Source organism: Pseudomonas sp. HP_01, from assembly GCF_055284355.1.
In genome coordinates this window covers 198,427-211,756 of sequence record NZ_JBTOPV010000023.1, presented here as the reverse complement: position 1 = coordinate 211,756, position 13,330 = coordinate 198,427, and the positions used below count along the sequence as shown (strand labels likewise).

7 protein-coding genes are annotated in these 13,330 nt (G+C 60.3%); 5 read left to right on the top strand and 2 right to left on the bottom strand.

Going from position 1 to position 13,330, the window contains the following annotated elements:
* The first annotated feature begins 135 nt into the window (after positions 1-135).
* Complete coding sequence (locus tag ACYAR8_RS14580) at positions 136-1,881, top strand: phosphoethanolamine transferase CptA (protein ID WP_463580265.1); 1,746 nt, start codon at positions 136-138, stop codon at positions 1,879-1,881.
* 95 nt (positions 1,882-1,976) lie between these two features.
* Here the strand turns inward: ACYAR8_RS14580 and ACYAR8_RS14575 are convergent, their stop codons facing one another.
* Complete coding sequence (locus tag ACYAR8_RS14575; protein WP_463580264.1) at positions 1,977-3,533, bottom strand: TerC family protein; 1,557 nt, start codon at positions 3,531-3,533, stop codon at positions 1,977-1,979.
* A 403-nt stretch (positions 3,534-3,936) separates the two neighbouring features.
* The gene (locus ACYAR8_RS14570) at positions 3,937-4,428 is read right to left on the bottom strand and encodes a GNAT family N-acetyltransferase (RefSeq protein WP_108121826.1); all 492 of its coding nucleotides are present in this window, start codon (positions 4,426-4,428) and stop codon (positions 3,937-3,939) included.
* Positions 4,429-5,032: 604 nt separating this feature from the next.
* On the opposite strand from ACYAR8_RS14570, the gene glgA reads away from it, so the two are divergent.
* The 4 genes from glgA to ACYAR8_RS14550 are packed head-to-tail and all read left to right on the top strand — an operon-like array spanning position 5,033 to position 13,328.
* Complete coding sequence (gene glgA, locus ACYAR8_RS14565; RefSeq protein ID WP_074885693.1) at positions 5,033-6,619, top strand: glycogen synthase GlgA; 1,587 nt, start codon at positions 5,033-5,035, stop codon at positions 6,617-6,619.
* 25 nt (positions 6,620-6,644) lie between these two features.
* Positions 6,645-8,471, top strand: coding sequence for a malto-oligosyltrehalose trehalohydrolase (gene treZ, locus ACYAR8_RS14560; RefSeq protein WP_463580263.1), 1,827 nt, complete (start codon positions 6,645-6,647; stop codon positions 8,469-8,471).
* On the top strand, positions 8,461-10,545 hold the full coding sequence (gene malQ, locus ACYAR8_RS14555; protein ID WP_463580262.1) for a 4-alpha-glucanotransferase: 2,085 nt from the start codon (positions 8,461-8,463) through the stop codon (positions 10,543-10,545). Before treZ ends, malQ begins: the two co-directional genes overlap by 11 nt.
* On the top strand, positions 10,542-13,328 hold the full coding sequence (locus ACYAR8_RS14550) for a malto-oligosyltrehalose synthase (protein WP_463580261.1): 2,787 nt from the start codon (positions 10,542-10,544) through the stop codon (positions 13,326-13,328). Before malQ ends, ACYAR8_RS14550 begins: the two co-directional genes overlap by 4 nt.
* Positions 13,329-13,330: the final 2 nt, after the last annotated feature.

Genomic DNA, 13,330 nt, shown 5'->3' with positions numbered 1-13,330 from the left:
GCCCTCGTGACAAAATTTTCACTCAACTGAAAACATAATCCCGACCCTCAACACATTGATTGCTGGCCATTTGCTGGCACTTGAATTAATTCGGGCGGTGTCCTGTCGCCCGGAAGGTCTATAGCGGAGCGCTTGATGGCAACGATGAAACGGAGCACTGCGACTCCGAAAGGGTTCGACTGGGCGGGCGTTATCTGGCTGTTCGTGTTTTTCTGGTACTTCTCCGGCATCACTCAACTGCTGATCCAGCTGACCGGCATCACCGGTTTTGCCGGCTTCCGCCAAGCGTTCGTCATCAGTGGCATCTGGCTTGCGCCGATGCTGATGTTCCCGCGAAAGACCCGCGTCATGGCGGCCGTGATCGGCGTGATTCTGTGGGCCTGCTCCATGGCGAGCCTGGGCTACTTCTTCATTTACCAGCAAGAGTTTTCCCAGAGCGTCATCTTCATCATGTTCGAATCGAACATTTCTGAAGCCGGCGAATACATGACCCAGTACTTCGCGTGGTGGATCGTGCTGGCGTTTATCGCCCACACCGCGTTCGCGATATTCCTGTGGACTCGCCTGCGCCCGGTATACATGCCACGCCGCCGCGCCTACGCCGTTGCAGCGGCGCTGTTGATCGGCATCATCGGCTACCCGCTGGCCAAGCAGTTTGCGCGGTTCGACGAAGCATCGACCGCGCTGGAAGCCTTTGAATCACGCATCGAGCCGGCGGTGCCATGGCAGATGATCGTTGCCTATCACCGTTACACCCAGCAACTGGATGGCATGCAGGACATGCTGACCAGCAGCAACAACATCGCGCCGCTGAAAAACCTTAAGGACCAGCAAGCCAATCTGCCCACCACCCTGGTGCTGGTGATCGGCGAGTCGACCAACCGCGGGCGCATGCACCTTTATGGCTACCCGCGCCAGACCACACCGAACCTGGACGCCATGAAGGACCAGTTGCAGGTGTTCAACAACGTCATCACGCCACGGCCTTACACCATCGAGGCCCTGCAGCAGGTACTGACCTTCGCCGACGAGGAAAACCCGGACCTTTACCTGAAGACGCCATCCATTGTCAGCGTGATGAAACAGGCGGGTTACAAGACGTTCTGGATCACCAACCAGCAGACGATGACCAAGCGCAACACCATGCTCACTACCTTCTCCGAGCAGGCTGACGAGCAGGTCTATCTGAACAACAACCGCAACCAGAACGCCCGACAGTACGACGGAGACGTGCTGGCGCCGTTCACCAAAGCACTGACCGATGCCGCGCCGCGCAAACTGATCGTGGTTCACCTGCTCGGCACGCACATGGCTTACCAGTATCGTTTCCCGGAAGAATTCGCGAAATTCAGCGGACGTGACGGCGTGCCACCTGACATCGATGACAGCAAGCTGGAGTTTTACAACAACTACGACAACGCAGTGCTGTACAACGATTTCGTGGTGTCCAGCCTGATCAAGGAATACGGCAAGGCCGACCCGAACGGCTTCCTGCTGTACCTCTCCGACCACGGCGAAGATGTCTACGACTCGCCAGGCCGCAACACCCTGGGCCGTAACGAGAACAAGCCGACCATCCCGATGTACACCGTGCCGTTCATTGCCTACGCCTCGCCGAAGTGGAAGCAGACCCATGACTGGAATTTCGACAGCATTCATGATCGGCCTTACACCAGTTCGAACCTGATCCACACCTGGGCACAACTGGCGGGACTGAGCTTTGACGAACTCGACACCACCAAGAGTCTGGTCAGCCTGGACTTCAAGGCGCGCCCTCGATTGATCGGCGATCCCTATGCGCCGAAAGGCCTGAGTGACTTTGCCCACATGGAGAAGGCCGCCAGCCAGCCCGGCACCACGCCCGACGTCGTACAGAAGTAATAAGTAGCTGTGAAGTAATCTTCGCTCCAACTAAAAAGGCCTGCGCAATGCAGGCCTTTTTTGTTTTCGCCGGGATGGATGTGCATCAGCGACGGCTATAAAGGCGGTGTCTGGCGCAGTAGCACGCGGGTCACCCGACGCTCCTGTACCTGCACGACTTTCATGTGCCAGCCCTCCCACTGCGCCTCATCCCCGATCACCGGCAACCGGTCAAGCAGGCTCACCACCAGCCCGGCCAGGGTCTGATAATCACTCGTCGCCCTCGCTTTGAAGCCAATGCGTTCGCGCAGATGGCTGAGGTTCATGGCGGCATTGACCAGCACGCCCTCACCTTCTTCGATCACGTCCGGGCCCTCGATTTCGCTGGCGTCCGGCAGCTCGCCGGCGATGGATTCGAGAATGTCGGTCATGGTCAGGATGCCGGCGAAATCGCCGAACTCGTTGATCACGAAAGCAATGTGTGTGGACTGCGCGCGCATTTGCTCCAGGGCGTTGAGGATCGAGAAGCTCTCCAGCAGGTTGAGCGTCGGTCGGGCCAGGTGTTCGATGTTCGGCTCGGCACCGGACAGCCAAGCATTGAGCATTTCCTTCTTATGCACGAAGCCCAGTGGCTCGTCGATACGGCCCCGGCGGATCAGGGGCAGCCGTGAATAGGACGAGTTGACCAGTCGCTGGCGAATGCCGTCGGGCGTGTCATCCAGATCGATCACGTCGACGTCGTTGCGCACCGTCATCACCCCGCGAATGGGCCGCTGCGCCAACTGCAGCACGCCGCTGATCATCACCCGCTCGCGGCGGTCGAACACCACCTCGTCGCTGTCGCCATCGAGCATGTCGGCGATCTCCTCACCGACCTCCTCAGCGTTTGGCCTGCGACCACCTAACAGGCGCAGCACGGCATGGGCGGTGCGCTCGCGGCGTGGCAAGTCACCTTTGACGCTGCGCTTGCGTCTCGCACGGGCAATCTGGTTGAACACTTCGATCAGGATCGAGAAACCGATGGCGGCGTACAGATAGCCTTTGGGAATATGGAAACCCAGGCCATCGGCGGTCAGGCTGAAACCGATCATCATCAGAAAGCCCAGGCACAGCATGATCACCGTCGGGTGGGCGTTGACGAAGGCGGTCAGCGGCTTGCTGGCGATGACCATGATGCCGATCGAGAACACCACCGCGATCATCATGATCGACAGCTCATCGACCATGCCCACGGCGGTGATCACGGCGTCCAGGGAGAACACCGCGTCCAGCACGACGATCTGCGCGACGATGGGCCAGAACAGCGCGTAGGTCGTGCTGCCCGCCCGCTGGGTAACGTGGCCTTCCAGCCGCTCGTGCAGTTCCATGGTCGCCTTGAACAGCAGGAACACCCCACCGAACAGCATGATCAGGTCGCGCCCTGAAAAGCTCTTGCCGAAAACCTCGAACAGCGGCTCGGTCAGCGTGACCATCCACGAAATGCTCGCGAGCAGGCCCAGGCGCATGATCAACGCCAGCGACAGGCCCAGGACTCGCGCACGGTCGCGCTGCTCGGGCGGCAGCTTGTCGGCGAGGATGGCGATGAACACGAGGTTGTCGATGCCGAGCACCAGCTCAAGCACGATCAGGGTCAACAGGCCAAGCCAGGCCGTAGGGTCAGCGATCCATTCCATGGGTCAGCGCCCTTTTACAGTCAATGGAACAACCACGAAAAGGCCCGACGCACCGCGAAGTGGGTCGAGCCAGGGAGATATCGTGTTCAAGCGGGATAAAGCGAAGTGAACGCCTTCGACCCCGTTGGAAGGGAGTCGGCGACTGGGAGGTTCCAGAGAAAGCGACATGTGAGTCCTGAAAGCAATACGGGAGGCGATCCTATCGCGCTCCCGGAATCGTCTTACAGGACAGAACTGTTACAAATGGTTTGCGCATTGAGTAGGACCGGCTTTAGCCGGGAAAGCGTCAGGCGTCACACCGCAAAATTGAGGGCATTCAAACCGGCCTCTTCCCGGCTGAAGCCGGTCCCACTAAAAGCATCGCGTGCATCCCGTGGAATCGGCTTTCGCCATGACCACTCCGCTACAGCGCTTTCTGCCAAAACAACGCTCGGCCCATCTGCGGGTCCAGCTGGTAGTCGGCAAACCCCAGTTTGCGGTAAGCGCCTTTGGCCGCTTCGTTACCTTCCAGTACTTCCAGTGTGATTTTGCAGCAGCCGCGCTGGCGGGCGATTTCCTCGACCTTGGCCAGCATCTTCTGGCTGATACCCTGCCCTCTGGCGGAGGCGATCACCACCACGTCATGGACATTGACCAAGGGTCGGCAGGCGAAGGTCGAGAAGCCCTCGAAACAGTTGACCAGGCCAACCGGCTCACCGGCGATGAACGCCAGCACGCTGAACGCATGAGGCCGCTTGGCCAATTCGATCGCCAATTGCTGACGGGTGTCCATGGACAGCGACTTGCCGCCACCCATCGCGTCTTCGGCATATTGATTAAGCAGAAATCCGATCGCGTCAGCGTGAACCGAATTGCTGTAGCTGGCTTGCAGTACCAGAACCTCAGGGGCTTGCATTGACTTCCTCTACCGCTGGAGAAACCTCAACAGGCGCTCGACTCAGTGTGCCGACGTGCCACGTGGCGGCGATTCTAACGCCCTGGCGGAGAAAATATCCTTATACAGAAGTAGGAAATGTCTCTGATCGGTCAGGAATTCTTCCGCCATGCACCGAGAAAAGGCACGGCAATCGGATTGCCCGGGTCACGTCCCACAAAAGCGCATGAGTTGCATCGGAGTAGACCAACGGCTCAATGATTGTCCAACAATCCGACCGGCGGTACCCCTTTATAAAGGCCGCCACCCCATGCTCCACAACGGCGCATTCAGGGGGCCGCAGATCACTGCAACGCTTCGCCATTCACCCGGCACCCCATCGCAACCCCGCATGCCAGACATGGCCCGGAAAAATAGTCGAAACTTCTACACAGGCGCCGGGGTCATGTGAATAGAGCAACTATGCTGTTGAAAAATCGAAGCAGAGTCCGCTTTCACCTTGTCCCTTAATGTGCAGTCGGTAAATGGGTATCGATCTTGCGTAGGTCTTGCGTGCCTGGCCATAGGAAATGGCCGTTTACAACTAAGTGCTGTACCAACACTGCATATCGAACTGGAGAAAACGATGATTAGTGCCGCTGTCAAAACCCAGAAGGGAGAGAGTTTTAATCAGCCGGCCAGCGAGCTGACCCATCTGCCGGTCTTCGCAACGACGAGCGCACCTGTGCTGCAACTGCCTCCTGTTCAACCAGTGATTTCTTCGGTAACCCGCAAGAAAGTCCTGTTCGTGACTTCAGAGATGGCCGACCTGGTGAAAACCGGCGGTCTGGGCGATGTGTCTGCTGCACTGCCGCGCGCCATGCGCCACCTGCACGATGTACGCGTGCTGATTCCCGGCTATCCCCAAGTCATCAATAGTGGCAATCCGATCCACATCATCAGTGAGCTGCCCGGCCACGCCGCGCTGCCACCTTGCAAGATCGGCCGGATGGACATGAAAGACGGCCTGGTCATCTACGTCCTGATCTGTCCCGAGTTGTACGAGCGTGAAGGCACGCCCTACGGTGACAATGACGGTCGCGACTGGTCCGACAACCACATTCGCTTCGCCCGTCTGGGCCTGGCAGCCGCCGACTTTGCGGCCGGCGCGGTCAAGACCCAGTGGTGCCCCGAGCTGGTTCATGCCCATGACTGGCCAGCAGGTCTGGCGCCGGCGTACATGAAATGGCGCGGCCAGACCACGCCGTCGATTTTCACCATTCACAACCTGGCGTATCAGGGTTTTGTGAGCATCGCCTCCAGCCGTGAGCTGGGTATTCCGGACTCGGCACTGAGCCCGGAAGGCATGGAATTTTACGGTCAGCTGTCGTTCATCAAGGCCGGTATGGCGTATTCGAGCCACATCACCACCGTGAGCGCGACCTACGCCAAAGAAATCACCACCCCGGATTTCGGCTGTGGCCTGGAAGGTTTCCTGCAGAGCAAAGCCGATCGCGGTCAGCTCAGCGGCATCCCCAACGGCATTGACGAAAGCTGGGACGCTGCGACGGACGAACACCTGATTTGCCGCTTCGCACCGAATGAGTGGACCCGCAAGGAAATCAACGCCGACTACGTGCGCGAGCTGTTCGAGCTGGAGCCGTCCACCGGCCCGCTGTTCGCCGTGGTCTCTCGTCTGGTTTACCAAAAGGGTCTGGACCTGACCATCGGTGTTGCCGAGTACATCGTCAACAACGGTGGCCAGATCGCAATCATCGGCCGTGGCGAGCCTGAAGAAGAAGACGCCATGCGCGACCTCGCCGCTCGCTTTCCGGGCCAGGTCAGCGTGCGTGTCGGCTTCAACGAAACCGACGCACGTCGCATGTTTGCCGGCAGTGACTTCCTGTTGATGCCATCGCGCTACGAGCCATGCGGCCTGAGCCAGATGTACGCCCAGCGCTTCGGCTCCCTGCCGATCGCCCGTCGCACGGGCGGCCTGGCGGACACCATCGAGGACGGCTGCACCGGCTTCCTGTTCGACGAATCCACCGTCGAAAGCTACACCGACGCCCTGACCCGCGCATTCAAGGTCTTCGAGAGCTCCCTGCTGCTCAACGCCATGCGTTGCAGGGCCATGGCCGCTCCGTTTGATTGGCACAAGGCGGTTGAACCCTATGCCGATCTCTATCAGGAGCTGCTGAAGAAGACCGCAGGCGCGGCATTGCATTATTGATAACTCACTGATTAAGGAATTACGGATGCCTTCGCGCACGGATCACAACTGGCGCCACGGCGCCGTCATGCTGGATCAACAACACACCCGGTTCGCCCTCTGGGCACCGGATGCCAAAAGCGTCAGCGTCGAATTCGAAAACGGGCCTGCACAGGCCCTTCAGCCAGAGCAGGACGGCTGGTTCGTTCTCGACGCCAAGTGTGTTGCCGGCACACGCTACCGTTACAACGTCGCCCTCAATGAACAAGACACCCTCACTGTTCCTGACCCGGCTTCCCGGGCTCAGGACGGCGACGTGCATGGTTACAGCATCGTTGTCGACCAAGACGCCTATCAGTGGCAGAACACCGAGTGGCAAGGTCGGCCCTGGCACGAGGCGGTCATTTACGAGTTGCACGTCGGTGCGCTGGGTGGCTACGCAGGCGTTGAAAAGCGCCTCCAGCATCTGGTTGACACCGGCGTCACCGCCATCGAGCTGATGCCTATCGCGCAGTTCCCGGGTGATCGCAACTGGGGCTACGACGGCGTGTTGCCTTATGCCGCGCAGTCTTCCTACGGTACACCCGACCAGCTCAAGCATCTGATCGACACCGCCCACGGTCTGGGTCTGGCGGTGATTCTCGACGTGGTCTACAACCACTTCGGGCCGGACGGCAATTACCTCGGCGCCTACGCCAAGCATTTCTTCCGCAGCGACAAGAAGACCCCGTGGGGCGATGCGATCGACTTCCGCCGTCGTGAAGTGCACGACTTCTTCATCCACAACACCATGATGTGGCTGCAGGACTATCGGTTCGATGGCCTGCGTTTCGACGCTGTACACGCCATCGAAGACCCGACCTTCCTGCAAGACCTGGCACAGCACGTACGCGATGCGATTCCGGCCGAGCGTCACGTCTGGCTGACCCTGGAAAACGAATTCAACGAAGCCGGGCGCATGGATCAGGGCTACGACGCCCAGTGGAACGATGACGGCCACAACACCCTGCACGTCTTGCTGACCGGCGAGACTGACGCGTACTACACCGACTTCGCCGAAAAGCCCACGCAAAAGCTGGCGCGCCTGCTGGGCGAAGGCTTCGTCTATCAGGGCGAATCCACCCGCCATGGTCATGCCCGGGGCGAACCAAGCGGCCACCTGCCGCCGACCTCCTTCGTGTTGTTTCTGCAGAACCACGATCAGATCGGCAACCGTGCCTTCGGCGAGCGTCTCGTCCAGTTGAGCCCACCGCAAGCACTGCAGGCGGCGACCGCGCTGTTGCTGCTTTCACCGATGATTCCGCTGATGTTCATGGGCGATGAATGGGGCGCGAGCGAACCCTTTCTGTTCTTCACTGACTTCCATGACGAACTGGCAGACGCTGTGCGTGAAGGCCGTCGCGGCGAGTTCAAGGATTTCGCCGCGTTCAAGGACCCGGCCAAGCGCGAGCAGATTCCCGATCCCAATGCGCTGAAAACCTTCGAGGCCTCGCGCCCGGCGTTCGATGCATTGCTGCTTGAGACAGACAAGGGTCAGGACCATCGCAACTGGCTGGCGCTGTACACGACGCTGCTGGAAATACGTCGCACCGAGCTCTTCCCTCGCCTGCACGGTGCGAGTGCCCTCGGCGTGAAAGAGCTGGGCGACAAAGCCGTCAGCGCACGCTGGACACTGGGCGACGACAGCGAGCTGCGCATCGATCTGAACCTCGGCACCGAGGCGGTCGACACCGATGACTTCACCGGCTACAGAGTGCTTCATCAGTCCCACGCCAAGTCAGCAGAACTTTCCCCATCCGCCACCCTCAATCCATACACGGCCATTGTCAGCCTGAAATCGAGTGATGTTGTGGAGGAACAGGATGAGCAATGAGCAACTGGAAATACTGGCGGCCCAGGCGGGCCTGTCGGTTGACTGGAAGGACGCCAACGCCAAACCGCAGCACGTAAGCCCCGAGGTCCTGCGCAAGGTCCTCGGCGGCCTGGGTTACCCCGCCGAGACAGATCAAGACCTCGAAGCCAGCCTCAAACGTCTGAACGAAGAGAGCCAGTCAGCCACTCCGCCGCCGTTGATGACCGTCGACCATGGCCAGGATCTGGATCTGTCGAGCTGGTTCACCGCAGGCACTGCATTCAAGTTGACGCTGGAAGACGGTTCGCTGCTTGAGGCGAAACTCACCGACAAAGCCGCCCTTCCAGGGTTAGCCACAGTCGGTTATCACCAGTTGGAAGTGGACGGCCAGCAGTTGACCGTCGCCGTTGCGCCGAAGACCTGCTTCAGCCTGACCATGGCCAACAAGAAGGCGATTGCCCGCGACTGGGGCCTGACCACTCAGCTGTACTACCTGCGTCGAGACGGCGATGGCGGTATCGGCGACACCCAGGGGCTGGAAGCCTTCGTTCGCGACGCGGGTCGCCGTGGCGCCTCGGCGGTCGCGATCAGCCCGGTTCATGCGATGTTTTCCAACGACAGCGAGCGCTATAGCCCCTACTCGCCTTCCAGCCGGCTGTTCCTCAACGCGCTGTATGCCGCGCCGGGCAAAATTCTGGGTGACCGTGCGGTTGAGCTGGCGATCGAGAAGTCCGGCCTGGCTGACGAGTTCAAGCGTCTGGAATCCCTGGAGCTGATCGAATGGCCCGCCGCAGCCAAGGCAAAATATGCCCTGCTTCGCGAGCTGTATGCCGGTTTCATCGGCAGCGATCACCCCTTCCATGAGGACTTCAAGAGCTTCCGTCGCGCGGGTGGTGAAGCCCTGGAAAACCACTGTCGGTTTGAAGCCTTGCGTGATGCAGGCGATGAACTGGGCATCGGCGGCAACTGGCATGAATGGCCAGAGCAGTTCAAGAATCCGAAGAACCCTGCTCTTGATGCCTTTGCTGCACAGCATGAGAAAGAGATCGGCTTCCACGCTTTCGCCCAGTGGCTGATCGCACGCGGCCTTGAGCGCGCGCAAACCGCCGCCCGTTCGAGCGGCATGAGCGTCGGCTTGATCGGCGATCTGGCCGTAGGTGCCGACGGTGCCGGCAGTCAGGCCTGGAGCCGTCAGGACGAACTGCTTTCGGCGCTGACCGTAGGCGCGCCGCCGGACATCCTCAACCGCTCGGGCCAGAGCTGGGGTATCTCGGCGTTCTCGCCGACGGGCCTCAAACGCAACGGCTTTCAGGCGTTCATTGAAATGCTCAGGGCCAACTTCGCCCACGCCGGTGGCCTGCGCATCGACCACGTGATGGGGCTGCAGCGCCTGTGGGTGGTTCCGTTGGGATCACCTGCCAGTGAAGGCGCTTACCTGAACTACCCGCTGGACGACATGCTGCGTCTGTTGAGCCTGGAATCCTGGCGTCACGAAGCGATTGTTCTGGGCGAAGACCTCGGCACCGTGCCCGAAGGTCTGCACGAGAAGCTGTCCGAGCGTGAAATTCTCGGCATGCGCGTGCTCTTGTTCGAGCAGGATGATGCGGTGTTCAAGCCGATCACCAAATGGTCCAAAGATGCACTGGCGACCACCAGCACCCACGACCTGCCCACCCTCACCGGTTGGCTGAGCGAGCTGGATATTCAGTGGAACAAGACCCTGGGTTTTGTCGATGACGAAACCGAACAGAAGATGCGCGACGGCCGCGAGCGTGAACGCAAAGGTCTGATCACTGCACTCAAGCAGAACTACAAGATGCCAGCCGGCGAGGACAACATCAGCGCCGCCGACATCATCGACCACAGCATCGCTTACCTCGGCCACACCCCGGCACCGCTGGTGTTGCTCCCGATCGAGGATGCCCTCGGTATCGAAGAACAGGCGAACTTCCCCGGCACCATCGACAGTCATCCCAATTGGCGACGTCGGCTCAACGGCGACAGCGGTTCACTGCTGGATAACGCCGATGCAGCGCGACGCCTTGAAATTCTGGCAGCGGCACGCAAACAAGCCGCGGAGCGTGATCAAAAATGAGTACCCCGCTTAAATCCCTGCGCGCCACCCAGCGACTGCAGTTCCACAAAGACTTCACCCTCGACGACGCCACCAAACTGGTGCCGTACTTCGCCAGCCTGGGCATCAGCCACATCTACGCCTCGCCGCTGCTGAAAGCCCGCGCCGGTTCCATGCACGGCTATGACGTTGTCGACCCGCGCGTGATCAACCCCGAACTGGGCGGTGAGCCTGCGTTGCTGCGCTTCGTCGCGGCGCTGCGCGAACATGGCATGGGCCTGATTCTCGATATCGTCTCCAACCACATGGCAGTCGGCGGCAACGACAATCCCTGGTGGCTGGACCTGCTGGAGTGGGGTCAACGCAGCCCGTACGCCAAGTTCTTCGACATCCAGTGGAATTCACCGGACCCGCTGCTCAAAGGCCAACTGTTGCTGCCCTTCCTGAGCACTGATTACGGCACGGTGTTGCAGAACGGCGAAGTGCCGCTGCGTTTTGATGCAGAAAACGGCAGCTTCCACGCCGAGCACTACCAGCACCTCTTCCCGATCAATCCAGCCACGTATGCGCCGCTGCTGAAAGCAGCGAAGCGTACCGAACTGGACGAACTGGCGAAGCGTTTCGCCGAGCTTGACCACTACCCTCAGGCCTACGAGCGTGCCCGTCAGGCCAAAGCGGAACTGGCCGAAGCAGTCAAAGCCAAGCCTGAGCTGGTCAAGGCCATCGAAGCAGGTTTGGGGCAGTTTGACTCCAGCACGCCTGAGGGCTTCGATCGCCTGCACCGTTTGCTTGAGCAGCAGGATTATCGTCTGGCCAGCTGGCGCACAGCGGGCGATGACATCAACTGGCGGCGTTTCTTCGACATCAACGAGCTGGGCGGCCTGAAGGTCGAGCGCTCGCAGGTGTTCGAAGCGACCCACGGCAAGATTTTCGAGATGATCGCTGAAGGCCTTGTAGACGGCCTGCGCATCGACCACATCGACGGCCTGGCCGACCCGCGCGGTTATTGCCGCAAGCTGCGCCGTCGCGTCGACAGCCTGATGAAGCTGCGTCCGGCGGGCACCGAGCTTGCGCGCTTGCCGATCTTCGTCGAGAAGATCCTCGGTTCCGACGAGCAACTGCGCACCGACTGGAATACCGATGGCACCACCGGTTATGAATTCATGAACCAGGTATCGCTTCTGCAGCACGACCCGAAAGGTGAAGCCGTGCTGGGCGAGCTCTGGAGCCGCATCAGCGGACGCACGGCCGACTTCAACAAGGAAGTGCTGGAAGCCCGCGATCTGGTCCTCCACGGCACGTTGGCGGGCGACTTCGAGAACCTTGCCCAGGCGCTGCTGCAGGTTTCGCGCAGTGACGTGATGACCCGCGACATGACGCTTGGGGCGATCCGCCGCGCGCTGCTGGCGCTGGTCAGCAATTTCCCGGTGTATCGCACCTATCTCACCGCGTGCGGCCGTTCTGCCGAAGACGAGCGTTTCTTCCAGCAGGCCATGGACGGCGCGCGCGAGATGCTCGGCGAAGGCGACTGGCCGGTGCTGGATTCGCTCAAGTTGTGGCTGGGTGGCGAGAAGCTGCGCGACTACCCGACGGGCCCATTGCGCGAAATGCGCCGCAAGGCCGGCAACCGCTTCCAGCAGCTGACCTCGCCCGTGGCGGCCAAGTCGGTGGAAGACACCTCGTTCTATCGCTCCGCCGTGCTGCTGTCGCGCAACGATGTGGGTTTCCACCCGCAACATTTCAGTGCGCCGGTGGAGGCGTTTCACCAGGTCAGCGCCGAACGTCACAAAACCTTCCCGAACAACCTGCTGACCACTGCAACTCACGACCACAAGCGCGGCGAAGACACTCGCACCCGTCTGGCCGTGCTCAGCGAACTGGCGCCGTGGTATGCCGAGCAGGTCGAGCGCTGGCAGCAGCTGTCGGCACCGCTCAAGGCTGGCGACACCCACATCAGCCCCGGTGACGAGCTGATGCTGTATCAAGCCATCATCGGCAGCTGGCCGCTGGATCTGGAGGGCGAGCCGGCTTTCGAAGCCTATGCCAAGCGCCTGACTCAGTGGCAGGAAAAGGCCCTGCGTGAAGCCAAGTTGCAGAGCAGCTGGAGCGCGCCCAACGAAGCCTACGAGACCGCTTGCCGCGAGTTTCTGCAGCATGTGCTGCTCAATGCTGACGGCCTGGCGCTGCGCCAATCCATCGGTGCAACGGCCAATCGCATCGCGACCGCCGGCGCGCTCAACAGTCTGGCGCAAACTTTGCTGCGAATGACGGCGCCCGGTGTGCCTGATCTGTATCAGGGCACCGAGTTCTGGGACTTCAGCCTGGTGGATCCGGACAACCGTCGTCCGGTGGATTACCCCGCTCGCGAACGTGCGCTGCAGGCTTCTTCGCCAGTCACCGAGCTGTTGGACCAGTGGCACGACGGCCGGATCAAGCAGGCGTTGGTCGCCCAGGTGCTTAACCTGCGCAACCAGTACCCCGCCCTGTTCAGTGAAGGGGAATATCAACCGCTTGAGGTGGTCGGGGAAAAAGCCGATCACGTCATCGCTTTTGCCCGGGTAACGAAGGAGATGCGGGCTATTGTTGTGGTTCCGCGCTTGCCGGCTGAACTATTGGGCACTGCGCAAACTCCATTCATCAATGCAGCAAATTGGGGCGATACACGAATCAACCTGCCGTTCGCTGATTCACATCCAAATTGGAAGGGACTTTTTTCACAGGCTACAGTCACATCCAGCAAGGAAATGTTGCTCAGCGCAGCGCTCAAGGAAATTTCTGTAAACCTGCTTATACAAACCTTGTGATA